Source organism: Novosphingobium sp. SG707, assembly GCF_012275515.1.
Lineage (GTDB): Bacteria > Pseudomonadota > Alphaproteobacteria > Sphingomonadales > Sphingomonadaceae > Novosphingobium.
Map to the genome: position 1 here is coordinate 745,547 of NZ_JAAZQL010000002.1, position 26,562 is coordinate 772,108.

24 protein-coding genes are annotated in these 26,562 nt (G+C 62.1%); 11 read left to right on the forward strand and 13 right to left on the reverse strand.

Annotation, left to right across the window (positions count from 1 at the left end):
* Positions 1 to 89: 89 nt before the first annotated feature.
* The gene (locus FHW92_RS08390) at positions 90 to 2,336 is read left to right on the forward strand and encodes an EAL domain-containing protein (RefSeq protein ID WP_168602781.1); all 2,247 of its coding nucleotides are present in this window, start codon (positions 90 to 92) and stop codon (positions 2,334 to 2,336) included.
* A gap of 4 nt (positions 2,337 to 2,340) precedes the next feature.
* Here the strand turns inward: FHW92_RS08390 and eat are convergent, their stop codons facing one another.
* Genes eat through FHW92_RS08405 form a run of 3 tightly spaced genes read right to left on the reverse strand, consistent with a single transcriptional unit; the run spans position 2,341 to position 5,905 of the window.
* A complete protein-coding gene (gene eat / locus FHW92_RS08395) occupies positions 2,341 to 3,708 on the reverse strand; it encodes an ethanolamine permease (RefSeq protein WP_168602782.1) in 1,368 nt (455 codons plus the stop codon).
* Positions 3,705 to 4,514: an ethanolamine ammonia-lyase subunit EutC gene (gene eutC, locus FHW92_RS08400; protein ID WP_168602783.1), complete on the reverse strand. Its 810-nt coding sequence runs from the start codon at positions 4,512 to 4,514 to the stop codon at positions 3,705 to 3,707. Before eutC ends, eat begins: the two co-directional genes overlap by 4 nt.
* Positions 4,511 to 5,905 carry an ethanolamine ammonia-lyase subunit EutB gene (locus FHW92_RS08405; protein ID WP_168602784.1) on the reverse strand — a complete coding sequence of 465 codons (1,395 nt, stop codon included), beginning with the start codon at positions 5,903 to 5,905 and terminating at the stop codon, positions 4,511 to 4,513. The genes eutC and FHW92_RS08405 overlap by 4 nt, the downstream gene beginning before the upstream one ends.
* 274 nt (positions 5,906 to 6,179) lie before the next feature.
* Here FHW92_RS08405 and FHW92_RS08410 point away from each other — a divergent pair, with 274 nt between their 5' ends.
* Entirely contained in the window at positions 6,180 to 7,106 is a 927-nt protein-coding gene (locus tag FHW92_RS08410) for a helix-turn-helix domain-containing GNAT family N-acetyltransferase (protein ID WP_168602785.1), read from the forward strand.
* Positions 7,069 to 7,821, forward strand: a complete 753-nt coding sequence (locus tag FHW92_RS08415) for an aspartate/glutamate racemase family protein (protein ID WP_168602786.1) — start codon at positions 7,069 to 7,071, stop codon at positions 7,819 to 7,821. Before FHW92_RS08410 ends, FHW92_RS08415 begins: the two co-directional genes overlap by 38 nt.
* A gap of 21 nt (positions 7,822 to 7,842) precedes the next feature.
* Here FHW92_RS08415 and FHW92_RS08420 read toward each other — a convergent pair whose 3' ends face one another.
* Genes FHW92_RS08420 through FHW92_RS08445 form a run of 6 tightly spaced genes read right to left on the reverse strand, consistent with a single transcriptional unit; the run spans position 7,843 to position 14,554 of the window.
* Complete coding sequence (locus tag FHW92_RS08420; RefSeq protein WP_168602787.1) at positions 7,843 to 8,511, reverse strand: NAD(P)H-dependent oxidoreductase; 669 nt, start codon at positions 8,509 to 8,511, stop codon at positions 7,843 to 7,845.
* An 11-nt stretch (positions 8,512 to 8,522) separates the two neighbouring features.
* Positions 8,523 to 9,842: an MFS transporter gene (locus FHW92_RS08425; RefSeq protein ID WP_168602788.1), complete on the reverse strand. Its 1,320-nt coding sequence runs from the start codon at positions 9,840 to 9,842 to the stop codon at positions 8,523 to 8,525.
* A complete protein-coding gene (locus FHW92_RS08430) occupies positions 9,839 to 10,675 on the reverse strand; it encodes a hypothetical protein (RefSeq protein ID WP_168602789.1) in 837 nt (278 codons plus the stop codon). The genes FHW92_RS08425 and FHW92_RS08430 overlap by 4 nt, the downstream gene beginning before the upstream one ends.
* Positions 10,672 to 11,415 carry an aldolase/citrate lyase family protein gene (locus FHW92_RS08435; RefSeq protein WP_168602790.1) on the reverse strand — a complete coding sequence of 248 codons (744 nt, stop codon included), beginning with the start codon at positions 11,413 to 11,415 and terminating at the stop codon, positions 10,672 to 10,674. Before FHW92_RS08435 ends, FHW92_RS08430 begins: the two co-directional genes overlap by 4 nt.
* Positions 11,415 to 12,332: a DUF6282 family protein gene (locus FHW92_RS08440; protein WP_168602791.1), complete on the reverse strand. Its 918-nt coding sequence runs from the start codon at positions 12,330 to 12,332 to the stop codon at positions 11,415 to 11,417. The genes FHW92_RS08435 and FHW92_RS08440 overlap by 1 nt, the downstream gene beginning before the upstream one ends.
* Positions 12,333 to 12,343: 11 nt before the next feature.
* Positions 12,344 to 14,554 (reverse strand): TonB-dependent receptor, encoded by a 2,211-nt coding sequence (locus tag FHW92_RS08445; protein WP_168602792.1) that lies wholly within the window; start codon positions 14,552 to 14,554, stop codon positions 12,344 to 12,346.
* 149 nt (positions 14,555 to 14,703) lie between these two features.
* Here FHW92_RS08445 and FHW92_RS08450 point away from each other — a divergent pair, with 149 nt between their 5' ends.
* The gene (locus FHW92_RS08450) at positions 14,704 to 15,642 is read left to right on the forward strand and encodes a LysR family transcriptional regulator (RefSeq protein ID WP_168602793.1); all 939 of its coding nucleotides are present in this window, start codon (positions 14,704 to 14,706) and stop codon (positions 15,640 to 15,642) included.
* A 139-nt stretch (positions 15,643 to 15,781) separates the two neighbouring features.
* On the opposite strand, the gene FHW92_RS08455 is transcribed toward FHW92_RS08450, so the two are convergent.
* Entirely contained in the window at positions 15,782 to 16,969 is a 1,188-nt protein-coding gene (locus tag FHW92_RS08455; protein WP_168602794.1) for a hypothetical protein, read from the reverse strand.
* A gap of 188 nt (positions 16,970 to 17,157) precedes the next feature.
* Here FHW92_RS08455 and FHW92_RS08460 point away from each other — a divergent pair, with 188 nt between their 5' ends.
* Together FHW92_RS08460 and FHW92_RS08465 are read left to right on the forward strand one after the other, a co-directional pair.
* A complete protein-coding gene (locus FHW92_RS08460) occupies positions 17,158 to 19,332 on the forward strand; it encodes a TonB-dependent receptor (RefSeq protein WP_168602795.1) in 2,175 nt (724 codons plus the stop codon).
* On the forward strand, positions 19,332 to 21,014 hold the full coding sequence (locus tag FHW92_RS08465; RefSeq protein WP_168602796.1) for an alpha/beta fold hydrolase: 1,683 nt from the start codon (positions 19,332 to 19,334) through the stop codon (positions 21,012 to 21,014). Before FHW92_RS08460 ends, FHW92_RS08465 begins: the two co-directional genes overlap by 1 nt.
* A 316-nt stretch (positions 21,015 to 21,330) precedes the next feature.
* On the opposite strand, the gene FHW92_RS08470 is transcribed toward FHW92_RS08465, so the two are convergent.
* Positions 21,331 to 21,699, reverse strand: a complete 369-nt coding sequence (locus FHW92_RS08470; RefSeq protein ID WP_168602797.1) for a YegP family protein — start codon at positions 21,697 to 21,699, stop codon at positions 21,331 to 21,333.
* A gap of 320 nt (positions 21,700 to 22,019) precedes the next feature.
* Here FHW92_RS08470 and FHW92_RS08475 point away from each other — a divergent pair, with 320 nt between their 5' ends.
* The 3 genes from FHW92_RS08475 (at position 22,020) to FHW92_RS26040 (ending at position 22,675) form a co-directional block, all read left to right on the forward strand.
* Entirely contained in the window at positions 22,020 to 22,205 is a 186-nt protein-coding gene (locus FHW92_RS08475) for a hypothetical protein (RefSeq protein WP_168602798.1), read from the forward strand.
* A gap of 8 nt (positions 22,206 to 22,213) precedes the next feature.
* A complete protein-coding gene (locus FHW92_RS08480) occupies positions 22,214 to 22,423 on the forward strand; it encodes a hypothetical protein (RefSeq protein WP_310013322.1) in 210 nt (69 codons plus the stop codon).
* Between the two features lie 120 nt (positions 22,424 to 22,543).
* Positions 22,544 to 22,675 (forward strand): hypothetical protein, encoded by a 132-nt coding sequence (locus tag FHW92_RS26040; RefSeq protein WP_282599700.1) that lies wholly within the window; start codon positions 22,544 to 22,546, stop codon positions 22,673 to 22,675.
* 128 nt (positions 22,676 to 22,803) lie between these two features.
* Here FHW92_RS26040 and FHW92_RS08485 read toward each other — a convergent pair whose 3' ends face one another.
* Positions 22,804 to 23,289 carry a MarR family transcriptional regulator gene (locus FHW92_RS08485; protein ID WP_168602800.1) on the reverse strand — a complete coding sequence of 162 codons (486 nt, stop codon included), beginning with the start codon at positions 23,287 to 23,289 and terminating at the stop codon, positions 22,804 to 22,806.
* A 73-nt stretch (positions 23,290 to 23,362) separates the two neighbouring features.
* On the opposite strand from FHW92_RS08485, the gene FHW92_RS08490 reads away from it, so the two are divergent.
* Together FHW92_RS08490 and FHW92_RS08495 are read left to right on the forward strand one after the other, a co-directional pair.
* A complete protein-coding gene (locus tag FHW92_RS08490) occupies positions 23,363 to 24,499 on the forward strand; it encodes a serine hydrolase domain-containing protein (protein WP_168602801.1) in 1,137 nt (378 codons plus the stop codon).
* Positions 24,500 to 24,877: 378 nt separating this feature from the next.
* Positions 24,878 to 25,528 (forward strand): BON domain-containing protein, encoded by a 651-nt coding sequence (locus FHW92_RS08495; RefSeq protein ID WP_168602802.1) that lies wholly within the window; start codon positions 24,878 to 24,880, stop codon positions 25,526 to 25,528.
* A gap of 183 nt (positions 25,529 to 25,711) precedes the next feature.
* On the opposite strand, the gene FHW92_RS08500 is transcribed toward FHW92_RS08495, so the two are convergent.
* Positions 25,712 to 26,518: a universal stress protein gene (locus FHW92_RS08500; RefSeq protein WP_168602803.1), complete on the reverse strand. Its 807-nt coding sequence runs from the start codon at positions 26,516 to 26,518 to the stop codon at positions 25,712 to 25,714.
* Positions 26,519 to 26,562 lie beyond the last annotated feature (44 nt).

The window sequence follows — 26,562 nt, forward strand, 5'->3', positions numbered from 1 at the left end:
TCTCAAGTACATTTATTTATTCGCAATCAGCACAACCGAATGCCAGCATGTTTTTGTAAATCAACAGCAACGGAAGGCTGACGCTGAACATGATGAACCCCAAGACCCCTCGCGCCGAGAGGGCCGGCGCCGGTGTCTATGGCCCTGTCATTGCGCTTGCCGTCGGGGTTCTGGCGGTTTTGACACTTGTCGTGACTGTCATGGTCAACCAATTCGACGATGTCGCGCTATCGATGCAGATGCAGACCGCCGAACGTGGTTACCGCAATCGCCTGACCAGCTTTGCCGCCATGGTCCAGCCGCGGCTGGAAACAGAAGATGCGCTGCGCCATCTGACCGGAGCGTTTGATCCGGCATGGGCGGAAAGCAATCTGGCGCGCTATTTTCTTGATCGCAACAATATCACCCGGCTGATCGTGGTGGACGGGCGCGACCGGCCGCTGTTTTTTGCCGTGGATGGGCGCCGGGTCGATCCGGGCATGATCAGCGGGGCCTATGCCAGCGCGATGGCGGGCCTTCTGGGCCGGACGCGGGCCGCCGAGGCCTCGATCCCGCCAAGCAAGGTCGATGCCTTGCCCCAGCCGATCCAGTTCACCAATATCCTGTTTGCGGAAAACCAGCTCTATATCATGACCTCGACGCTGGTGCGTTCCCATGCCGGCGCTCTGGGCGGGGCGGTGGTGATCACGATGGCGCCGGTGGATCGCTCGGTCCTCTCGATCTTTGGCGTGGGCAAGCTGGTCAACAATTTCCGCGTGACCACTGATCTGCGCGCGGATGACAATACCGCTGTCCTCCCGCTTCAGGACCTGAGCGGCAAGGTGGTTGCCGGTCTGGCTTGGGATCGCCGCAATCCGGGCAGCGACCTTCTGGTCCGGCTGATGTGGCCGATGGCAGCGATGCTGCTGCTGCTGCTGCTGCTGGGTATCAGCCTTGCGCGCCAGACGCACCGCTATGCGCGCGGCCTGATCCTGTCCGAGGCGCGAGCGCGCCATCTGGCCTTTCACGATACGCTGACCCAATTGCCCAATCGCGCGCTGATGTTCGAGCGGCTCAATCAGTTGCGTTCGCTGGCGCGGCGCTCGGGGATGGATGTGGCGGTGCTGTGCCTCGATCTTGACCGGTTCAAGGAGGTTAACGACACGCTGGGCCATCCGGCGGGCGATACGCTGATCCGCGCGGCGGGGCGCAGGCTGGTCAATCTCCTGCGCGATACCGATACGGTGGCGCGGCTGGGCGGCGATGAATTCGTGATCCTGCAACCGCATTCGGGCGCGCCGGGCGCGGCGCACCTGGCCGAACGGATCATCAATGCCTTTGACCGGCCGTTTGATATTGATGGTCAGGTGGTGGAAATCGGCTGCTCCATCGGCATCACCATCATCAATGACCCCGATATTTCGGCCAGCGAGGTGCTGCGTCAGGCCGATCTGGCGCTCTATTGTTCCAAGGAAAAGGGTCGCAATCGGGCCACTTTCTTCGAGCCGGAAATGGATGCGGCGCTGCGTATCCGGCGCCAATTGGAAATGGACCTGCGCGAGGCTCTGAACGAAGAGATGCTGCATATGGTCTATCAGCCGCAGGTGGATGCTCAGGGCCGCATGCGCGGGGTCGAGGCGCTGGTGCGCTGGAACCACCCGGAAAAGGGCCTGATCCCGCCCAACGCCTTTGTGGTGCTGGCCGAGGAAAGCGGGCTGATCGCGCAATTGGGGGCCTTTACGGTGGGGCGCGTCTTTGCCGAAACGCGCAATTGGCATGGCGTACCGGTGGCGATCAATGTTTCCGCGCTGCAATTGCGCTCGCCCAATTTCATGGCGATGATCAGCCGCCTTGTGGCCCAACATGCGATCGACCCGCGCCAGTATGAATTCGAGATCACCGAGACGGTGCTGCTGGGCGATGACGCGGCCACGCGCGACAATATCGCGACGCTCAAACAGGAAGGCTTTGCCATCGCGCTCGACGATTTCGGTACGGGCTATTCCAGCCTGTCCTCGCTGCAACGCTTTGCGGTGGACCGGATCAAGATCGACCGCGCCTTTGTCCGCAATCTGGACGACGAGGATGAGGATGCCATCCGCCTGATTCAGGCGATCATCCAACTGGCGCAGGCGCTCGATCTGGACGTCATTGCCGAGGGCGTGGAAACCGAAGGCCAGCGCGCTAGGCTGCTGGAATGCGGCTGCGACCATTTCCAGGGCTTCCTCTTCTCGCGCCCGGTCAGCGCGGAGGCTTTGGGTCAGATGATCGAAGCGCGCACGTCGCTGGGGCCTGGCCATCCGGTGCCGATTCTGACGGCATCGGGCGAGGGGCAGGCGCGGGTCCTGCCAAAGTGAGCCATCAAGCCGCATCCTCGGTTCGGGGCAGGGACCGGCGCCGGAATATCGCGGAGCCGCCCACCATGACAGCCATCAGCGCGGCGAAGATCCCGGCAAGCTCCCTGTTGTTGTAAACCATCGTCAGCAGAGCCAGCCCGGCCATGCCCAGCGCAAAGGCGGGCGCGAAGGGATAGGCCGGAGCACGGTATGGGCGCGGCAGGGCAGGATCGCTGCGGCGCAGGCGAAACAGTGCCGCCATCGAGACCATATACATCAGCAACGCGCCAAAGGCTGACAGGGTGACGATACTGGCGGTGAGGGGTTGCCCGGCGATGGAAATGAGATTGTCGCTGTAGATTGTGGCAATGCCCACCGCGCCGCCTGCCAATGTCGCGATATGGGGCGTTTTGAAGCGCGGATGGAGCCGGGCGAAAACATGCGGCAGGAAGCCCGCGCGGCCCAGCGCGAAAATCTGGCGGGCATAGCCCATGATGATCCCATGGAACGAAGCGATCAGACCGAACAGCCCCAGCCAGACCAGCATATGCAGCCATCCGCTCGATCCCCCCACCGCGCGCTTCATCGCCCGCGGCAACGGATCATTCAGATTGGCAAGGCCGTCCCAATCGCCCGACCCGCCCGCCAGCAGCATGACACCGAAGGCCAGCGCCACCAGCGTCAGAATGCCCGCGATATAGGCGCGCGGGATGGTGCGGCGCGGATCTTTCGCCTCTTCGGCCGCCATGGCCACGCCTTCTATCGCCAGAAAGAACCAGATCGCGAAGGGCAGCGCGGCAAAAATGCCCCCGAGAGCCGCCAGCGAGAAATGGTCGCGCCCCGCCCAGCCATGGGCCAGAAAATGCGACAGGCTGAAGGCGGGCCACACGACCGCCATGAACACCAATAGCTCACCCACCGCCAGCAGGGTCATCACCAGTTCGAAACTGGCCGCGACATGAACCCCGATGATGTTGAGCGCCATGAACAGCAGATAGGCCCCCAACGCCGTGGTGCGCGGCGACAGTTCGGGGAACTGGACATTGAGATAGGCGCCGATGGCCAGCGCGATCGCCGGGGGCGCGAAAAGGAATTCGATCAGCGTGGCAAAGCCCGCGACGGCGCCGCCTGTCGGCCCGAAGGCGCGCAGGGCATAGGCAAAGGGACCGCCCGCATGGGGAATGGCCGTCGTCAGTTCCGTGAAGGAAAAGATGAACGCGACATACATGGCCGCGACGGCGAGCGTGGCGATGAGAAAACCCAGCGTTCCCGCGCTGGCCCAGCCATAGCTCCAGCCGAAATATTCGCCGGAGATCACCAGTCCGACCGCAATGCCCCAAAGCCGGAACGTGCCCAGACGTTGTTCAAGATGGATGATGGGCTTTGCGGTCATGGAGTTGGCCTTGATGATGGCGGAAGGTCTGCAACGGTTGGGGAGGCAAGGGATGCTTCTTCCTTGAGGCCAACCCCGCTGAGGCCGCGCCGCAGCGCCTCGCGCACCAGCCAGCCCAGCTTGCGGGCAGCCTCCTCGCAAGACAGCCCGCCCGCATCGTGGATGTTCGAGATGCAGTTGCGCTCGCTGTCGCGCCGCCCGCTGCGCGGAGCAAGGGTAAGATAGATGCCCAGACTGTCGGCCACGCTCAGGCCGGGACGCTCGCCCACGATCATCACGCAGATCCGCGCGCGCAAGGCCTCGCCCACCGGATCGCCCAGCGCGACGCGGGCCTGATGGGCAAGGATCACCGGGCCGATGGAAAGACCCGCCAGTTCGCCTATTGCTGCCTTGACCAGAGCGGGGCCGCGTGTCTCAACCGCGCCGGGTGACAGGCCATCGCCGAGCACGAAAAGCACATCCCAGGGGTCATCCTGCGGCGCCAGTTCGGCCAACATCCGGGCCGAGGCGGGCGACAATTGCCGCCCAAGATCGGGGCGCCGCAGATATATGGCGCGGTCCGCCGCCGCGCTCTCGACCATGACAATCGGCAGAGGTGCCAGCGCCTGGCCCAAGGCATCGCGATCAAGCACGCCATGAACGGCATCGCGCGCGCGCGCATGGGCAAGCTGGAAATCGAGAACTTCGCCAAGGGGCAGAGCATGGCCGACCCGCCCAAGGCCGATGCGCGCAGGCGTGGTGCAGCGCAGCCGGTCCCAAAGATCGGCGGTTGTCGGCCCCGAAGGGTCATCCGGCGTCCGCTTCATGCCAACGGCCCTCGATGCTCAATCAGCCGCGTCAGCCGCGCCGGATCGGCCAGCGCGCGGATCGAGCCGTCACCATCCAGCACCCCCATCTTCTCCAGCCAGACCTCGAATTCGGGGGCGGCGCGCAGGCCGAGTGTGCCGCGCAGATAGAGCGCGTCGTGATAGGAGAGGCTTTGGTAGGAGAGCATGACATCATCGCTGCCCGGAACGCAGATCAGGAAGTTGCAGCCCGCCACGCCCAGCAGCACCATCAGATTGTCCATGTCGTCCTGATCGGCCTCGGCATGGTTGGTATAGCAGATGTCGCAGCCCATCGGCACGCCAAGCAGCTTGCCGCAGAAATGGTCTTCCAGCCCGGCGCGTATGATCTGCTTGCCGTCATAGAGATATTCCGGGCCGATAAAGCCCACCACGGTGTTCACCAGCAGGGGCGAGAAAGCCCGAGCGACGCCATAGGCGCGCGCCTCCATCGTCTGCTGGTCAAGGCCGTGATGTGCGTCGGCCGAAAGCGCGGCGCCCTGGCCGGTTTCGAAATACATGACGTTCTGCCCGACCGTTCCGCGCTCTTGCGCCAGCGCCGCATCACGCGCCTCCGCCAGCAAGGAAAGATCGACGCCAAACCCCCGGTTTGCCGCCTCGCTTCCCGCGATCGATTGAAACACCAGATCAACCGGCGCACCCCGCCGCATCAGTTCGAGCGAATTGGTGACATGGGTGAGCACGCAGCTCTGGGTTGGAATAGCGTAAAGCTCGCGCAATTCGTCGAGCATGTGAAGCAGAGCCAGCGCGCCGGGTACATTGTCCGTTGCCGGATTGATGCCGATCACCGCATCCCCCACACCATAAAGCAGCCCATCAAAGATCGCGGCGGCGATGCCTTGCGGATCATCGCTGGGATGGTTGGGCTGCAGACGGGTGGAAAGCCGCCCGGCAAGGCCGATCGTGTTGCGAAAGGAGGTTACCACTCTTGTCTTGCGCGCCACGGCGATCAGATCCTGATTGCGCATCAGCTTGGAGACGGCGGCCACCATTTCGGGCGTCAATCCGGGGGCGGCTGCGCTCAGCATGGCCTCATCGGTGGCGCCGTCGAGCAACCAGTCGCGCAGGCCCCCCACCGTCAGATGGGCGAGCGGGGCGAAGGCCGCGCCATCATGGCTGTCGCAGATTAGGCGGGTGACCTCGTCAACCTCATAGGGGATCAGTGGTTCTTCCAGAAAGCGGGTGAGCGGAACATCGGCCAGCACCGCCCGGGCAACAACGCGCTGCGCCTCGCTGTCGGCCGAAAGACCGGCAAGATCATCGCCCGAGCGCGCGGGAGAGGCCTTGGCCAGCACCTCTTTCAGATCGCTGAATATATAGCGTCCGCCCCTGAAGTCGCCCCGATACCGCAATCTGTATCGCCCTCCTGCTGCATGTCTCGGACCGATGGCCGGGGGTACGGCGCGTTGGCCGACCATTCCCTTGTCCTTGGGGCATATTAAGGCCGAAAATCTTGCGGGTCGCTGCGTAATTCACGCCCGTCGGGAGGGAGGGCAGGCCATTGGGGGGCGGACGGCCGGCCCCTGCATGCGCGCGCAGTCCGAAATTGGGCGGATATATCGTTGCTATCCATGCGCCAACTCTCACATTGTTGACTCAGGCAACATTCCTTCTATGGTAAAGCCCATGCTGGACCAATTGACAGGCGATGTCGCCGCCCTGCGCCACTTCAACAGGCTTTATACCAACTGGCTTGGGTTGCTTGACGTCCATCTGGACGGCAGTCCCTTTACGCTGAGCGAAGCGCGCGTGCTCTATGAACTGGCCCATCGTCATGAGCCGACCGCGGCCGAAATTGCGCGCACCCTGAATATGGATCGCGCCCAGATCAGCCGCACGCTCAAGCGGTTTGCACACCGCGATTTGCTGGAAACGCGCAGCAATCCGGCCCATGGCCGCCAGCAGTTGCTGATCCTGACGCCGGAAGGCCGGAGGGCGGCGGCGGATTTGAATGGCAGCACGCAGGCGGCGGTTGGCGCATTGCTTCACCAGTTGCCCGAAACACAACGCCGGCGCCTGATCGCGGCCACCACCACCATGGCTCAGGCTCTGGAGGCAAAGGTCGAGGCTCCAGCCCTGAGGTTGCGGGGCCTTGAGCCGGGCGATCTGGGCATGGTCACGGCCCGGCAGGCCATTCTCTATGCCGACGAATATGGCTGGGATCGGGGGTACGAGGCTCTTGTCGCGCGCATCCTTGCCGATTTTCACGATCATTTCGATCCGGCCCAGGATGCCGCCTGGATTGCCGAGACAGGAGGCGAAATGGTGGGGTCGATTTTCCTGGTTCATACCGACGAACCGGGCGTGGCCAGGCTTCGCCTGCTCTATGTGGAACCCGCCGCGCGCGGCACAGGCACGGGAAAGCTGCTTGTTTCGACCTGCATCGAACGTGCGCGGCAACTTGGCTACACGCGGCTTACATTATGGACCAACAGCGTGCTCGCCGCGGCGCGCAGCATTTATGAGCGGGCCGGATTTGTGCTGATCAATGAAGAGCAGCACCATTCCTTTGGCCATGATCTGGTCGGCCAGATCTGGTCGCTCGATCTCTGATTTTCGGCGGATCCGCTATGGACAGGCACAATCTGGAGGCGACATGCATATTGGTTTGATCGGCGGCGTTGGGCCTGCCGCCACAGAGGTCTATTATCGGGCGCTTGTGCGCGCCTATGCTGCGGCCAATCGCAGGCTTGCGCTTACCATTGTCCATGCCGATGCGCGCGAGATGATCTCCAATCTCGAAGCCGACCGTGCTGTCGAACAGGCCGCCATTTTTGCGGGCTATGTCGATCAACTGCGGGCCGGTGGCTGCGATGTGGCGGCCGTGACATCCATGGGCGGCCATTTCTGTATGGCCGAACTCGAAAAAGTATCATCCCTTCCTTTGTTGAGCGCCGTTCCTGCCCTGAACAGCTATTTGGCCAGCTATGGTGTCCGCCGGGTCGGTGTATTGGGAACCCGCGCCGTGATGCAGTCAAAGCTTTATGGGGTGAACTCGGTGGAGGTTGTTGTTCCAACGGGCGATGACCTTGATACGGTCCATACAGCCTATGTCACACTTGCCGCATCCGGCCATGCCACCCCTGAGCAATGTGCCTATTTCCACGAGGCTGCCAGAAAGCTTCACGAGGAGCAGAATGCCGATGCGGTGGTGCTGGGCGGCACTGATCTGTCTATCGCCTTCAGCAACGCCGACCTCTCCTTTCCGGTGCTCGATAGCGCATTGATTCACGTCGAAGCCATAGCGCGGGCCGCCATGCAGGGATGACGATGTAGCCCCGCCTTCGGGTCAACCCTGCAAGCCCTTTACAGCGTCGCTGCCGCAAACCTCGTTCAGGCGGCTTTCCAGTTCGCGCAACATTGCTGCGCGGTCTTCGGGTGTGACGCGGGGCGCGGCATAGGCCACAAAGGGCGCCTCGACGGCGTAGCCCAGATAGCGCAACTGACAATGGTGCAGCGGCCACAGCACCTTTTCGATGGAGCCATAGGTGCCATCCTCGGAAAAGCGCGCCGCCGTCCCGCCGGTGGTTATCGCACAGAGCGCAAGTTTGCCCGCGAACAGCGCCGTCTCAAACCGCGCGCCGTCAACATAGGCAAAGCCATAGGCCATCACCTTTTCAAACCAGCTTTTGAGCAGGGCGGGCGGGCCGCCCCACCACAGGGGAAACAGCAGCAGCAGCAGGTCTGCCTTTGCCACCAGCGCCTGATCCTGCGCGATGTCGGCGCTGAACGTGCCCTGTTCGCAGGCGATGCGCTGCTCGGTCTGATAGTGGAAAAGAGCCGGATCGGAGAGGGCGGAAAAATCCCCGCGTCCGGCGGGCGGGGCCGGGGGGCGGGCATAGAGGTCGATCACGTCCATCGTGTGGCCGCTTTGCGCCGCGGTCCTTTGCGCCACATCCAGCATGGCATGGGTGAAGGATTGCGGCTCTGGGTGGCAATAGACCGCCAGAATGTTCATGATTATTTTCCTTAACTGACTGTGTCGGCGTCTATCGAGGCCCGCGCCCTCCAGAAGGCCAGACCGGCCGGCAGCGACACCGCGCTGATCGCCACCAGCGCCAGTCGGAGCGCATCCTTGCTCTCCATCGCCATCGCGTTACGGGCATGGTCGCTGATCATGCCCACCAGCGGCGGGCCAAGCCCAAGACCCACCAGATTGACGATCACCAGAGTGACAGCGGACACAGTGGCGCGCCGACTGGCCCCCGCCACGCCCTGACAGGTGGCGTGCATCGGGCCGAAATAGGCGTTGATCATCGCATTGGCGAAACCGAGCGCCAGAAAGGCGGTGGCAAGATCATGCGCGCAAAACACCACCAGAAAGGCCGGGATCGAAAGCCACCCGGCCAGAGCGGGCACCGTGACATAGCTTTTGAGCGAGGCGCCATGAAAACGGTCGCCCAGCCACCCGCCCAAAAATGTGCCTACCGCGCCAGCCAGCCCGACCGTGACGCCAAAGGCAAGGCCCAGAAAGCCGTTCGCCTTTAACCCCAGCCCAGCGGCCAGAGCGGCCAGTTCAGGACCATGCGCACGCAGGAAGAACGGCGCGAGAAAGGCGCCCGTGCCATAGAGCACGACGGCCTGTAATGCGCCGCCGGCCACGGTCCAGCGATAGGTGGATGTCGAGAGAAAGGAGGCCAGCGAAGCGCGCAACGGTTCCGTCGGGGCGGCGCTGGTCAGCAGGGGAAAGGTCCGGCGCGGCTCTTTCAGCACCAGCATGACCACCAACGCGATCAGCAGGCCCGGCGCCCCTGCCACCACAAAGGTCCAGCGCCAGCCCAGCGTATCCCCCAGAATCCCGCCAAATCCAAGCCCGATGAATGAGCCCAGCGGCAGCCCGGTCGAGAAGATCGCCAGCGCCACCGCCCGCCGCGTCTTGGGCGAAAATTCGGCGATTAGCGAATGCGAAGGGGGAACCCCGCCCGCTTCGCCAATGCCTACGCCAAGGCGGCATATCAGCATTTGCGCAAATGACCCCGCCGCCCCGCACAACAGCGTGAAGAGGCTCCACACCGAAAGCGCGATGGCGATCAGGCGAGGCCGGTCGGCGCGCTCGGCAAAGCGGGCGATGGGGATGCCCAGCAGCGAATAGAACAGCGCAAAGGCAAGGCCGGTGACAATGCCAAGCTGTGTATCGCTGAGCGCCAGATCATGCTTGATCGCCTCGGCCAGAATGTTGAGAACCTGTCGGTCCACGAAATTGAAAATATAGACCAGCGTGAGCAGCAGCAGCGCCGAGCGTCGATAGGCGCGCGATGTATCGACTGCCTCTTCGGGCTGATGCTTCATTCCTTGTCCCCCTCCGTTTCGGCAACGGGATATTCCGCCCCGTTGCAGACATAGCCCAGATCGCAGAAATCGCGCCGGGGGGGCGAGAATATATCGACCAGTTGATTGCCCCCCTGCGCCGTCGAGCGGCTGGTGTGGATGACTGTGGCGGGAATGACCAGCAGCGATGGGCTGCCGATGGCGAGATGTTCGTCCTCGCGCCAGTCGGGCAGTTGCTTGGACCATGGATAGCGCAAGGAATGTACCCATTCCCCGCTCATCGCAAACGAGCCTTGTTCGAAATCGACATGGGAATGCGGGCTGAGCGCCATGATGTCGCGCGGGCCGTCGAAATCGAAAATATTGATCATCAGAGTGGCGCTGCGAAACATGCGCATCGGTCGGTCACGGTAATCCTCGACGCGGTAATGGCGCAATCTGTAACCGTCGTAGGGCGCGGGCCATGGCCGCATGGGGGCAACTTCGGGCGCGCCATCGGCATAGAAGACGGCGTTGGCGGCCATCGCGGCCAGATCCTGCGCCGCGCTGGAAAAGAGGCGCAGCACGCGGCCTGCGCCGGTCATCTCGATCAGGCCGGGGCCGGGGGGCAGGATAACCACAGTGGCCGCCGCGCCGCATTCCACCACATCGTCGCCTGCTGTAATGCGCGCCATGCCATCGGGGAAATAGACGATGCTCTCATCGGGATTGTCACGTTCGAGCATGGCTCCGGCGGGCAGGTTGGCATAGGCCACCACGAAATTGGCGCCACGCATGATCCATTCGCCGGGTGCTTGCGGGGCGGTGTGGGACAGGTCGAACCGGCTTGCCGGGCGGGTTTGGGCAAAGCTCATGCTTGCTGCTCCTGATGGTGGGGGCAAAGGGCGCGGATGTCCGAGGCGGCGGCCAATGCCGAGGCGCGCAGGAAGGATTGGTCGGAACCCACAATGATGTGGCTGGCGCCCATGGCGAGGAAGGTGGTTGCCTCTGCGGCGCCCCCCACCACGACGATGGCGGCCTTGCCATGGGCGCGTGCGATGGCCAGCACATCACGTGTGGCCTCCATAACCTCCGGGGCATCGGGCCGGGTCAGGCCCATGGACAGCGCCAGATCGGCCCGGCCCACCACCACCCCGTCCAGCCCCGGCGTGGCGATGATCGCTTCTGCCTCGGCCACGGCCTGCGCGCTTTCGATCTGGGCATAGATGCGGGCGCGGTCGCCCAGCGCCAAGGCTTCCTCGATAGTGGAGGCGCCATAGCGGCCAAAGCGCGGCGAATTGGAAAATCCGCGTGCGCCTCCGGCAAAACGCGCCGCCTGCACCAGTTCGGCGGCATGTTGTGCGCTGTCCACATGCGGCACCACCAGCCCGGCCGCGCCAATGTCGAGCGCCCACAGCACGCTGGTGGCCGATCGGTCGGTGGTGCGCACGAACAAGTCCAGCCCCGCCGCACGCCCGGCCACCATCATCAGATCGGCGGCGCTCCGGTCAAATGGCCCATGCTCGGCATCGACCACGCCAAAGTCCAGCCCCGCCAGCCCCAGCAGTTCGACCACCTGCACCGCCGGCGTCTTGATGAAAGTTCCCACCAGCATCAGGCGGTCGCCGCCTTGTCCAGACCCATCAATCTTGCCGCATTGCCGCTGATCATCGCGCGGATCTGGCTGTCGTCATAGCCCAGATCGATGCAGATGCGGATGACCGAGCGGAAGCCTTCGACGGGCGAGGGGTTGTTGATCTGGCCCAGATCCGAGCCAAGGATGGTCTGTTCCACCGTGCCCGCCTTGATCAGCCCGTCCAGCGTTTCGGGATCGAAGAAGCGGAAGCGGGAATCCTCGACGAACATGCAGATGCTGTGTTCGATAAAGGCCCCGTCGGCCACCAACTCGCCGATATCGCGCAGATTGGCGTCGATCACGAAAGTGGGATGCTGCACCAGCCGTCGGTTGACCCCTCGCGCCTTGGCTTCCTCGAACAGCGGCCAGATTTCGCTGATGTGAAGATGGCCCGCCGACAAGACCGCATCGGCCGCTGCAATCTGGTCGAGGATGAATTTTATCTCATCCTTGATCCGCCCCATATCGTCGACCACGGTCAGCATTTGCGGTTGCAGCATCTCCTGCGTGGTGGGCAGCGAGCGGTGGCGATGGTCGTGGCGGATGTGATTGCCCGCCGAAAAGGTCGGCATCCACACGATATTGGCCCCCAGTTGCAGCCCGTGTTCGACCGCATAACGGTTGAGCCCGCCCGTCGTGTTGTTCAGCGGGACGCCCGACAGCATGGTGATGCCAAGATCAGCGTAATGCTTTTCCAGCAGCCGCACGACCGGGGTGACCGAATAATAGTGGTCCTTGAACAGCACCGCGCGCAATTGGGCCTGCGATGCCTCGCGCAGCGCCTCGATATGGTCGATCTCACGCGGCATGACCGAGGGGCCGCTGTGGCAATGCAGGTCGATCGCGCCCACCAGCAGCGCATCAATCCGCGCGTCGAGTTCCGTCTTGTCGTTCATGGGGTCTATCCTCAGAAATGCAGGTTGAAACGCGCGCCGAAGGTGCGGGGCGGACGCAATTGATAGGCCTGCACATTGGCGGCATGGGTGGCGTTGCTCTTGATCACCGCATCGGTCAGATTGTTGACATAGACGCCCAGATCCCACGCCCCGCCTTCGGGCTTGTAGGTGGCGGTCAGATCGTGCTGCCAGACGGCCTTTTGGATGTCGTCGGGCAGATAGTTGAAACCGGTGATGGTGGAGCTTTGGAAATGGGCACGCCAGCCAAAGGTGATGGCCGCGCCCGACGGCAATTCCACCGTCTGATCGGCGGTCAGGTTGAGCGACCATTGCGGGGCCTGCGGCGGGCGCTGGCCGCTGCAATCCACGCGCAACTGGGGCGCCGCACCGCTGGTCTGGCACAGGAATCCGGGCTGGACCGGCAGCGATTGCACATAGGTCAGGCTGTTGAACACCGCGTCGAGATATTCCACCTGCGCGCCCAGACTGGTCAGGCGGGTCGGCTGATACTGCAGATCGACCTGAACGCCTTTGCTGGTGGATTTGCCCGCATTATAGGTGGGAAAGATCGTCGCGCCCTGACTGTCGAGGGTGAACAGGCTGACCTGCTGGCCGGTCAGGCCCCAGTGGAATGCCTCGAGGTTGAGCGTCAGCTTGTTGTCGAGCAGGCGGGTTTTGGCGCCAAGGGTGAAGGCGGTGATCCGTTCCGGCTCAACCGAGTTGCTGTCGGTGGGCAGCACGACATGGCTGAAATAGAAGCCGCCCGCGTGGAAACCCGTGGCCGCGGTGCCATAGACCATGATGCGCGGCGCGACATCGAATTGAAAACCCGCGCGCCAGTTCGTTGCATCCCATGAACGGTTGCCCGCCAGCGGGATTTGCGACCCGCCCACCAGATCGGTCTGGCCGCCATTGGCCTCCTTGGTGTCATGGGTATATCGGATGCCGCCCAGCAGGCGCAGGCGGTCGGTCAGGCGCAGCGTGGCATCGGCAAAGACCGCTGCGCTTTTGGAAATCTGGCGGTAATGGGCAATCGAGCCGGTCTGGTTGAAATTGTCGTAAATATAGCCCGCGTCCACATCATCTTTGGCCAAAAATGCGCCAAGAATCCAGGTCAGCCGCCCGCCAGCCTTTGAGGTGAGGCGGGTTTCGAGCGAATATTGGTCGTCATGTTCGGCAATGTTGAGAGCAAAGGCGTTGACGGCATAATAGTCCAGATCAGCATGGCGCCATGCCGGTTGCACAGTCAGCGTGCCGATCGGCGTATCCACATCGACCACCGCGTGCAGGCCATAGAAGTTGTTGTTAAAATGCAGATTTGGCGTCTGATAAGGCCGCCCGCGATTGCGCGCGGCGAAATAGAGCTGCCCGCGTGGCGAAAGATAGCCGACGCGGTCCTCGGCGGTGATCTTCTGGGTGCCCGCTGCATAGCCGTTGAAGAAGGACTGATCGACCAGCGCATAGCCGCCGCCCAATTGCCCCTGATAGCTGTAATCGGCCGCCACCTTGATGCGCAGTCCGGCATGAGGTTCGGCATAGAACTGAAGGCGGGCCGAGCGCGCCTTGTCGTCCTGTTCGCCATCGTTGAGATAGCCGTCATGCTGGGCCGTCTGGAATGAGGCGCGCAGGGCCGCCTTGTCGCCCAATGCAACATTGAGCGTGCCGCGCGTGTCGATCTCGTTGTAATTGCCCACTGTCACGCCAAGGCTGCCCGATGTATCGCCCAGTTTGGGCGCGGTGGGGACAAAGCTGATGACGCCGCCTGTGGCGTTGCGGCCATACAGCGTGCCTTGCGGGCCGCGCAGCACCTCGACGCGAGCGAGGTCATAGAACTGGCCATTGCCCTGATACTGGCGGAACAGGGGCACACCGTCATAGGACAGCGAGACCGCCGGATCGTTGAGCGAGGTGCCGCTGAGCGAGCCGACGCCGCGCATGAAATAAAGCGGCGTGGCGCCCGCTGCCTGCACGATCTGGACAGCAGGCACGATGCGCGACAGGCCGGTCATCGTGGTGATATTGGCGTTCTGGACCGTGGCGGTGGAGACCACATCGATGGCCACCGGGGTGCGCTGCACGCTTTCCGACCGTTTTTGGGCGGTAACGATGATCTCGCCGGGAGGAACGGCGCTGTCCTGAGCCTGGGCGGCCGATGGCATTAGTGCTGAAAGTGTAAGAGTAATCGCCAGCACGGAAAGGCTGGTTTCGCCGGAATGCCTCATGCGTCTCTCCCAAGATGCGCGTTTTCGATGCGCCTGCGTGATTTTATGCATTGCGCTCATCCGGTTCCTAGCGGCGGAATCACTTTGCGACTATCGGGGCGCTGCGCTTGGCTGTATTGCACGTTCTGCAATAATAGGAGCGATGCCCGATGCGCCCAGGCCAGTTGTCCGATATTCAGTATGACGCGCTTGAACTGTTCGAACGGGTGGCCCGTTCGGGCAGTATCGCGGCCGCCGCGCGCGGATTGGGCATTTCGGCCTCCACCGCCACGCGCAAATTGCTGACGCTTGAAAAGGCGCTCAATGCGCGCCTGTTCAAGCGCACCACGCGCAGCCTGAGCCTGACCGAGGCGGGGGCGCTGGCGCTGGACTGGGCGCAGACGTCTTTGATTGCGCTGGAGGAAACGGCCGACGATCTGGCCGCGATCACGGGTGCGCCTTCGGGGCGGATACGCCTTGCCGCGCCCCATTTCGGCATGAACACCTATTTGCCGCCGGTGTTTTCCAGCTTTTCGCGCGCCTATCCGCGCATCAATCTGGAAATCGTGACCACCGACGATCTGGTCAATCCGGCCACCGACGGGTTCGACATCGTCATCCGCTACGGCACCTTGCCTGACAGCCGCAATGTGGCCGTGCGCCTGACCGAATTTGACCGTATCGTTTGCGCATCACCGGAATATCTTGCCGAATATGGCACGCCCAAAAAACTGGAGGACCTGGCTGTCCATCAATGCATCGTCCATCAGGGGCATGATGAAACGCGCTGGTCCTTTGAGCGCGAAGGGCAGTTGCTCCACCAGCCCATTCTGGCGCGGATACGCACCGACAATGCCTTTTCGATCGAAATGTTCGCCGTCGAAGGGGCGGGCATCGCGCGTTTGCCCACGATCACCGTGCGGCGCAATCTTGCCTGCGGGCGCCTTGTCCGGTTGCTGGACGATTATCAATGCGTCGAACCATCGGGCGACAAATCCAGCATCTGGGTGCTGCACAGTGGTCAGGATCTCCCCTATCGGGTCCGTATCTTCATGGACCATTTGAAGGCGCAGATTCCGATGGCGCGTCAGGCCATCTATAATTCATGAACGGATCGAAGTTGCCTCGGTCATCAAGGTCTGCTGACGGCGGAATAACCCCTGTTCTTTTTCAACCGGCCTGATGCCGCGCCAAAAACGCTTGCCCGACTTGGGCATTGGCGGGGCGTCGTGCGTCAAACAGACTGCGCTACCAGCAAACCCCCAATGCGGTCTGGCACCGGCGGTGTTCCCGCGCGCTTTGGCCGGTTCTGCCCTGCTTAAGATTGAGAGAGATGGAGCGGCTCGCATCGAACAGTTCGCGCGCTTGAGGATCCGGCAGATCGGCGCTGGAAAGGCGGCGCAGCAGCAGTGTTCCGGCAAGGCATTGGGCCAAAAGGTGCAGCACAGGACTGTCAGCCATCAGGGCGATTTCGCGCTGGAAAGGATACCATGCCAACCCAACCTCTGTGGCATCGCGCGCCTGCGCCATCGCGCCGAGGGCGCGCTCCACGCGTTCACCGCCGCGTTCGCCAATCCGTTGGCAGGCCAGATCAATCATCCCGATATTGATCTGTTCAAGCATTTCGCGGCATGCATCAAATGACACACCATGGGCGGAAAGGAAGGCATTGGTCATCCGCGCCGCTTGCGAGACGGAGCCATCGCTGCCGACAACTCCACCGCCCCGACCGCGCTGCAGCACGACCTTCTGGTGGTCTTCGAGCATTCGCACGGCCTCGATCACGATCTCGAGCCGAGTGTCATAGCGTTCCGCGATGGCGTCCAGCGACCCCAGATGCGTCGCCTTGCCGCGATCAGGCGCAGCGGCCAGTTCACCCAGCAAGCGGTCTGCGATCACCTGGGATTTCCGACCGCAGCCAAAGATTGGCGTAAAAACATCCGCCGCGGGTCCGGCCGATTGCGCTCTGTCGATCTGGGCCATCGTGCTGTTCAGCCATCCAGACAGGGCACCCTGCCTGTCGCTCAGAAGAGGCCGCAGCAGATCGCGTGCTTCATGGATCGCGCGGGGTGTGACGGCGCCATGCGCCGCAAGCACAAGCGACCGCGCGGCCTCTTCGGCAGTGGGCGCGGTCGGTCGCAGCCCGCCGGCGCCCTTGCCGCCGCGATGGGGCGCCATCACCCCGCGCTGTTGCAGTACCCGCGCCGTTTGCCGCGCCATGCGGCGGCCAATGGCAAAGGTTTCGCACAGGTCCGCCTCTGTCAGCGCCTTGTTCGGGGCGCCGCTCGACCAAAGCCATTGCTCGACCTTGTCAGCCACCACCGAAGGCCCGGTAGCGGCCAGTCTGCCTCCAGTGACCACACAACCGAACAACTGCCGCGCGCGCAGGCTCTCCGGCGTATCATCTGCGCTCAAGGCGCTGGCGGGCCTGCTCATATCCGGCATCCTCGTTCATGGCTTGTTTTGTTCTTTCGGCACGCCGATCGCTGCGCCGCCGATTGCTATGTTCTAACACCGCCTGACGTCGAGAAATAGGCCGCTATTTTCCGATTATCGAAAGTTGCAGGAACTCCGCATGGAAAGGGGCGCAACATAAGGCGGACCCCACATCGGAGAGATGGATCATGAGGGCAACGATTTCGATGGCGGCGCTGGCCGCAACGCTGGCGGCAACGCCGGTCATGGCGCAACAGACAGGTGACAATGCAAAGCCCGCCGCCGCGACCCCTGGGGAGATCGTGGTGACCGCCCAAAGGCGCACGGAAAGCTCGCAAAAGGTGGCCATTGCGCTGACAGCCCTCTCGGGCGACCAGATGGCGGAAAAGGCGGTCGTCGTGCAGCGCGATCTGCAAAATATCGCGCCGGGCCTCTCCATCGTCAAGGCGGGTCTGACGGAGTCGATCAACATTCGCGGCATCGGCCTTGCCAGCGGTTCACCCCAGGTGGCCAATGGCGTTGCCAGCTATGTCGATGGCCTGTTCCAGCCGCCGATCACGCAAAGCTTCGACCTTTATGACATCCAGAGCATTGAGGTGCTGCGCGGGCCGCAGGGTACACTGGTGGGGTCGAATTCGACCGGTGGGGCCATCTTCATCAATACAAAACGCCCTGAATTGGGCAAACTGGGCGGCGATGCCACGGCCGAATATGGCAGCTACAACAATGTCCGGCTCAATGGGGCGCTCAATGTGCCGGTCAGCGACAACTTCGCCTTGCGCTTTGCCACAAACCATCACTGGCGCGATTCCTACTATACCGATCTTGGCCTCTACAAGAACCGGCCCGACAGTCTGAAGGAGCATGATGAGCGGCTCTCGACCCTGTATAAATCGGGCGGATTTTCAGCCTATTGGAAGGCGGAATTGAGCGAGAAATCCACCGGCGGCTATGCCTATCAGCCGATCGCGGGCACCGCCTTTTCCGCCGGGCGCCAATCTTCGCGCTACACCCTCAATTACGACACCCCGACCGCCAATTTCGAGCGCGCCTTCAACACGGCGCTGGAGTTGAAATATCAAACCCCGGGCGGCCTCGTGATCCGCTCGCTCAGCGGGTATCAGAACAAGCGGATCTGGAATGTCTATGATGTGGACGGGGCCAATCAGGCGCAGGCGCCCGGCCCCTTCGGCTCGCAGACCGAAGATCAGTATGTGCGCGAGCGTCAGATCTCGCAGGAGATCAACATCATTTCGCCCGACAGCAAGGCCTTCAACTATATTCTGGGCGGGTACTATCAGCACAACAAGATTGACGTCCTGCTGCACTACAACGGGACGGCGCCATTCCCCATTGTGGTCAATCCGATGAATGACAAGACCACGCTGGGCGTCTTTGCGCAGGCCAACTATCGCATCACCGATAAATTGGAAGTGCAGGCAGGCACACGCTATTCACATTACCATGTCGATGGCACCGGCGCGGTCTATCTGGGCGGCACTCCCCCCGCTGCCTTTCTCACCATCCCGCAGACCGGCACAGAGGGTGACGGTCGCATAACCGGCAAGCTGGCGTTGAATTACAAGCCTGACGGGAACAACCTGTTTTATGTCTTTGCCGCGCGCGGCTACAAGCCGGGCGGCATCAATCCGCCGGGCGGATCGTTCAACCCCGAAACCGTGTGGGATTTCGAGGCAGGCTGGAAGTCGAGCTTCCTTGACCGGCGCGTGCGCACCCAGCTTGGGGTTTTCTATAACAAATACAATAATTTCCAGATGGACGTGATCAGCCCCCTGTCAGGCCAGAACGGCGTGGTCAACCTCGCCAATGCCACCATCAAGGGCTTTGAGGGGCAAATTCAGGCCAAACTCGCGGGCTTTGGCCTGGATGCCGGGGTCTCCTATGTTGACTCGCAATTGAGCAGCGTTTCGGTGATCAACAAATGGCAGCCGGGCGCGGCCAATGCGCAATTGCCTGCCTGCACCGCCACGATCACCACCAATTGCTTTGCCTATCAGATTATGACGTCCAACGCCGGACCTAACCTGCTCTCGCCAAAATGGACGTGGAACGCAGGGCTGGATTACACTTTCCGGCTTGGCGAAGGGCGCACGCTCGTGCCGCGGGTCAATTACAGCTATGTCGGTTCGCAATGGGCCTACGTCACCTATCTTCCGCAATATGATCTGATCAACGCCCGGCATCTGGTCAATGCCAATATCACCCTGAACTGGGGCCGGTGGAAAGCGGAAGTTTATGGCACCAACCTGACGAAGGAATTTTTCGTCACCGGCCAATCGACCCTGAACGAGTTCTACAATGCCCCGCGCGAATTTGGCGTAAGGCTGGGGGTCAAGCTGTGATGATGGGGCAGCGTAAAACGGCGGTTGGTGTCGTTCTGGTCGCCTTTATTGTCCTGCTCGGCGGCTTATGGCTGGCGGCGCGGGTTCAGGGCGGCCCCGATGTGCGGGTAGAGGCGGTTACCTTTACGGGGCGCTCGGGCGCCCACATGCGCGCCTTGCTGTTTCGTCCGGCGGCGGCGGATGCCAAACGACCGGCACCGGGCATTCTGGCCTTCCACGGCTATCTCAACAGCGCCGAAATGCAGGGCAATTTTGCCACCGAATATGCACGGCGCGGCTATGTGGTGCTGGCGCCGGACCAGCGCGGGCATGGCAGCAGCGATCCGGCAACCTTTGCCGATGGTTTTGGCGGCCCCGACGCTTTGGCCTATCTGCGCTCGCTGCCCTTTGTCGACAAGGACAACATTGGGCTGGAGGGGCACAGCATGGGCGGCTGGGCCGTGCTGTCGGCGGCGGCGGCCTTTCCCGATGGCTATCGCGCGCTGGTGCTGGAAGGGTCCAGTGTGGGCGCGCCGTTCGCACCGGAAGGATCGACGACTTTTCCCCGCAATCTGCTGGTGGTTTACGGCCGGTATGATGAATTTGGCGGCTTCATGTGGGGGCCGGGCGCGCCAAGCGCAACGGGCACCAATCTCAAGCTGCGACGGACATTCGGCTCAGCCGCGCCGGTCGAACCGGGCAGACTTTATGGAGATATGTCCAAGGGCAATGCCCGTATGCTGCTGACACCGCCTGTGGTGCATGCGTGGCTGCATGAATCCTCCGCCGGCATCACGCCTGCGCTTTCCTGGTTTGCGCGCACGCTGCAGGGGGCAAAGGCGTTGCCGGTGGATGACCAGATCTGGCCTTGGCGCGAGTTGGGCGGCGCGCTGGCATTGGTGGCGGCGCCGGTGTTGATGCTAGGCGTGATGGCGCTGCTTTTGCCGGGGCGCATGTCTGCGCAGGCGCAGCCCGATACGTTGCCGCGCCGGGCGCATGCGGGCAGAATGGCGTTGTTCGCCCTGCTGCCTGCTGTGTTGTTTATTCCCCTCTCGGCGCTTGAAGAGGTGACCATCGGCCAGAACGGACTGTTGCGCCAAACCTTTACCAACCAATATGCGCTGTGGGCTCTGGTCTGTGCCGGGCTGGGCTGGATCATGGTGCGCCCCACCGCTGAACCTGCTGTCGGCGTCCGGCCGGGCAAAGCGGTTCTCGTTGCGGTTCTGGCGGTTTGCGCCGCCTATGGGCCCATCCTGCTGGCTGACCGGCTTGTCCATGTCAATCCGGCCTGGTGGTTCATCACCATCCGGCCTTTGACGCTGGCACGCCTGCGCGATTTTGTGGTCTATCTTCCCTGTTTCACCCTGTTCACATGGGCGACATTACGCGCGCTGGACACGCTTTGGCCGCTGGATCAAGGGCGTGCGGCCATGGCTTTTTTCCGGGCCTGCGCCCTGCTGGGCGGGGGCTTTGCGCTGTTCCTGCTGGTGCAATACGGCACGCTTTGGCTGACCGGACATCTGTTGATCGCCGGCGAAGGTTTGCGCACCATCACGGCCATTGGCTTTATCCCGGTATTCATTACTGTCGCGGGTTTTGGCACGGCATCGCGACGCTGGACGGGATCGGTGCTGACGGGGGCGCTGGTATCAGGCCTGTTCGTAACGTGGCTGTTTACCGCCACCCAGCCGATCGGCGTGTGATGCCGCGGGCGCCGGGCACGGCCATGACAGGGCCATTGGGAGGCTAAGCGCTTGACCTTGGCAATGCCAGCGATCCGTCATGCCGATTGTGAACTGACCGATGGGGGCGGCGTGAGGGAACGCCGCCCAATTCAGGATAAGCCTTCCGGTCCGGTGGCTGCGCGGCCCCCGCACGCGGCCCATAATCGGACAATGCGCCAAGATGCCACTTGCCCGCCCGCGCGGTGCCATAACCGGGGCAGGGCCGTTTCATTGAACAACCCGCAGACGGCCTTTGAGAAACGCTTGGATGGTTGTCGCCACTTTTGGACTGCAATCACTCGGTTCCCAAATGCCTGATTCTGGCTGTGCCGGCGGATTGGCGCAGGGCCTTGACGGCATCCACGCATTCCTCAGCCCTTTCATAAGGCCCGCCCGATGCGCGAACATGACCGCCCGGCGCGCACAGGCGCCATTGCCATTGCTCGCCCCCGTCCGTTGCGGAAACTCCGGGCGAGGGAACGGCCTGATAGATTTCAAAATAGGCTTCTGCGCGATCATTGGACACCCAGAGAGGAATGGAGCGCCATGGCGGCGTGCCGCGAAGATCGGCATGGCCGTCGCTGAAATCCATGTAGATGTGAGCTTCCTGAACGCCAAAACGGCATCGCAGACCGGAAAGGGCATGGTCGGGGAGGTTGGACATCGTGGTCCTCCTGCTTGGCAAGCGGGAGCACATATGTCTCTCTGTCACAGGGGAGCTTGCGGCCGGAAATCGCGTGATGGATCAATATACCATGGCCTGATCGGGATGGCATTTTTAATTTTTTGCGTGCAATCGTAAAATTTTCTCGTCTTATCGCACAGGATTTCAGCAATAAGACGCATTCTTTTCAATCATACAAAACTTATTCCATCTTACATTTTTCTGGATAACAGCTATATGCGAGGTATTGCGGAACTTCTCTCGTAGGCATCCGCGACTGAGAGACAAATGTGCTCCCGCTTACGCAAGGGAGCCTCGTCATGGATCTCAACCAGCTTTATTTTCGACACCAGCTTTTGCTCATGCGGGCAAATTCCGCCTCCGATGAGGCAATCGGCCTGAAATATGAGGCAAAGGCGGCAGGTGTCGCCCGCAGCATCATGGCCTTTCAGGAGGATCTGGGGGCTTGGGCTGCACGGTCCTGGCAGGCCGAGTGCGGCCAATGAGCCGCGCGATGAACATCGGTCTGCCCGAAGCGCAGGTCGCAGCCATGTGTGAACAGGCAGGCGTTCGGATCAGCGATATCGAAACCCTGCCCGCAGGAGGCACCCATCTGGTCTGCGTGACCAGCGAAGGGGCCGAAGAGATGCGCCGCCGGTCAAAAGGACATCTGATCGAAGGGCTGGTGAAGCGCTTTCCTTTCTATCACGCGCGGCGATACTGATCCGGCAAAGCATCCGGATTATGGCCCGGTCGGCAGATGGACCTGTTGGCCGGGCCGCGGACATCGGCGCTTTCGGGTAAGGCGGATCGGCGGGAAGGGCGTCGATATGGAAAATGAACCATGCCGCTGCTGATGGAAAAGGTGGAATCCGGATGCCCGGAAAAGACCTGCAAGGTTGCATCGAGCGAAGCGGTGACGGTTCGGATCGATAGGGTCGGCAGGCGCAAAGGTGCGCAGATTGATGGGATATAGGCGGACGCCTCGACACAGTCACGGTCGATAGGCCAATCCTATCCGCGATGATGCCACCAGCCCAAGGCGTGGCCGCCTGCTCGCGGCGACGGGCTCCTGAGAACCGATCTTTGGCCAGCATTCCAGCTTTAGCCGCAAGAGCCGATCCGGGCGGCGATGCGGTCATGAAGCGATTGCCGCGCCAGCGCCTGCTCCAGACGCGCTAAAGCCTGGATCACCTCACCCGCTTCGGCGTCAAGTTCGCGCGCGACCTCGTCGAAAGCGCTCCACAGCGGCCGGAGCCGTTCAACGAGCGCTTCTCCCGATGGCGACAAGGCCAAGGTTCGACGGCGCGAGTCATGCCGGTCCGGTTTTGACAGCACAAGGCCCGCTTTTTCGAGCGACTGCCGGGTCTCGCTGACCGATGCGTGGCTGATGCCCAGTGCTGCGGCCAGTTCGCTCACCGACATCGATCCGTTCAGCGAAAGCTGGTTGATCACGCCGAACCAGCGTTGCTCGAACCTCAATCCCATACTCGCATAGATGCGGGTCGCGTCGGCATCGATCGCCGCGCTGAGGCGCCGCAATCGCGCACCAAGCGCCGCACCCTGCATCTGCGCCACGTAATCCTTCATCGCTCCTCCTCGTCATTGACATTTGCGTAGGCGCCTACCTATATAGCGGAAGATCATGGAATGGGAATAGACGATGATGCATGGCTCGCGGCGCGGTTTCCTTGGTAAAGCGGCTGCTGGGCTTGTCGGGGCGCTTCTTCCTTCGCCGGGGCGTGCGGCTGAGAATTTCGACGCTTTCGTGGCCGATCAGATGGCAGCGGCGCGCATACCCGGCCTCGCTCTGGGCCTTGCGCGGGACGGCGCGGTGTCCTTCACGCGCGCCTATGGCTATGCCGATCTGCGGCGGCATCGGCCGACGACGAGCGATACCATGTTTCATATCGCTTCGATCACCAAGGTGATCACCGCGCAGACCGTGATGCTGATGGTCGACGAGGGCAAGATCGCGCTCGACGATCCCATCGCGCGCCATCTGGACTTCGCGATCCTCGGAGAGGGGGCGTTGGCGATCACCTTTCGGCATTTGTTGACGCATATGTCGGGCATTTCCGATGAGCATTATTACGAGATCGACTTTCGGCAACGCGGTGTCGATTCGCCGATGGAGATCGGCACGCTGCTGCGCGACTATCTCGCCGCCGGAGGGCGTTACGCGCGTGGGGGCAACCTGAAGCAATTTCCGGGAGTTCAGTGGGACTACAGTAACATCGGCTATGCGTTGCTTGGCTATCTCGTCGGACGGATCGCCGGGCAGGACATGCGGGACCTGACGCGTGAACGTCTGTTCCGGCCGCTCGGGCTCGGTCATATCTCCTGGACCATTTCGGGAACGGCGGCGGGGCTGCGCGCCACCCCTTATGATCTCATCGATGGAGCGGTCACGCCGGTTGAGCCGGTGGGCTTCCCCGACTGGTCGACGGGGATGATCCGCGCGTCGGTCAGCGATCTCACATTGCTGATGGCCGCAGCCGCGAATGGCGGCGCCATCCGGAATGCGCGGCTGTTGAGTGAGACGGGCATGGCGGAGATGCTCAGGATGCAGAAGCCGCCCGGTCTGCCGGACTGGCTGACCGGACAGGGCCTCGGCTGGCAGCAATCGCTGCTCGACGGGGTTCCTCACATAAACCACTGGGGCGGAGATCCCGGGGTGTTCACCATGGCCTATCTGGACCCCGCGCGACGGACCGCCATCGTCATCCTGAGCAATCTGTCGGCCACCCGCGAAAGCCGCGCCGCGCTCAGGGCGATCGCCACCCGGATGCTCGCCTGACGAGATAGCGAACGCCCGCATATCCGCAGCATACCGGCGATGCCTTTCCGGCGCCGGTATGCTGGATCATGGCGCTGGGTCTTGCTATGCTGGGCTCGCTGGCGCCCAATCGCGCTTTGCGGTCACATTCCCGGCATAGGCGCGCAAGGTTGCGCAGTGTCCGGCAAGACCGCCTCTGCACCACTGTCTGGTGACAGCAGCCACATTGTCCGGCGTGGGGCAAGTGCTCCGAAAGCTCCGCGCGCCATGACCGCTCCGTAACATTGCGAATACTTGTGTCGGGGCCCGGTGGCCAGATTGTTCCGATCAAACCTTTCAGGGGGCAAATTTCTGTCGACATAATATCATGATTTACAGATGTTTAGGAGTTGTAATGCCATGAAAACGGATGTCCAGTTGCAAGGCGATGTCGTCGCTGAACTCGAATGGGAACCGAGCATCGACCAGGCAGACATTGGGGTTGCTGTGGTTGATGGCGTGGTCACGTTGAGCGGTTATGTGAAGAGCTATGCCGAGAAACTTGCGGCCGAACGGGCTGCGCGGCGGGTCAGCGGCGTCAAGGCGATCGCTCAGGAATTGCAGGTACGCTTCAAAACCGACCCCAAGACGGCCGATCATGAAATTGCCAAGCGCATTGTCGATATCATGCATTGGGCTGTCCTCATCCCTGAGGATCGGATCCATGTGACGGTCGAGCATGGATGGGTAACGCTGACCGGGACAGTGGATTGGCATTATCAGCGTGATGAAGCCAGTCAGGTCGCCGCACGGATCAGCGGGGTCACCGGCGTTTCCAATAACATACTTGTCGCATCCCATGTATCTTCGCCGGAAGTGCGCAAGCGAATCCAAGATGCCTTTGAGCGGCAGGCCGATCTGGATGCGGCAGCTGTCACCATTACGCTCGATGGCGGGAAAGTGACGCTTAGCGGCAAGGTTCGCGCACCCTATGAGCGGCGCGTTGCCGAACAGGCGGCATGGGCAGCCCCCGGCGTCACACAAGTGGAAGATCACATCATCGTGCTGTGATGCCTGCAAGGAGGCGCAGAGCCATTCCATGCGGCCAATCATTCCAGGTTCGCCCGGGCTGCTTCAATTGCGATTGCGGACGCCCGGGCGGTCTATTGTGCGTGACGGTTGTTTGCCTTGCTGTCGGCAGGATGGACGGGGCTGATCTGTCCTTTGCCGTCAGCCCTTCGCCAATGACGGTTTTCAATGGGCCAGAACAACGGGCCGATCGCTCTTCGCCAGTATCGAGCGAGTGACACCGCCAAAAAATGCCTCAAGGGTGGGTGAGTGCCCATAGGCGCCCATCACGATATAGGCGGCATTGGCTGAACGCGCTTTGGTGAGGATTGCGGCATAGATTGTATGGCCGCTTTCGATCTGGACGGTTTCGACAACGGGATGAATGCCGTGACGGGACAGATAAACGGCGGCTGATTCAGCGGCAAAAGGGCCATTGGGTTCATTGGCATCCATCATGATGACCTCGCCCGCAAGGCTCAGCAGCGGCACGGCGTCATGCAGGGCCTGATCGGCCTCGCGCGAACCATCCCATGCGACAAGGGCGGTTCCTTTCAGATCGAGACTCTTGCAGCCTGTGGGCACCGCGACGATAGGCCGCCTTATTCCGGTTACAATCCGGTTGACCAGATGGCGCAGTTCCACTGGATCGTATTTGTCCAGATTGCTGGACAGGACAAGGATGTCCGCCTGTCCGACCGCATCCTCGATGGCTGTATCGGGCATCCCGATCACTCTGTGCCAATCCCATGAAACACCTTCGCGCGCGAGATATTCGGTGATGCGGGTACGATTGGCGGCGGAGCGGTCATGCTCTTCGCACACCAGCTGGGTGGCCGCCATGCTGCTGTGGGAATCGGCTGCCACCATTGGAAGCAGTTCGACATCGAGGCAGACAAGGTGTCCCTCGAGCGCTCTGACCATATCAAGCGCGACCTGAAGGCGGGCCTCCTGACCTTCGTCATCATGAACAAGCACAAGGATGTTTTTCATAGATTGCACTCCGAAAGCGAGATGCAAAACTATCCGCGCCGGGC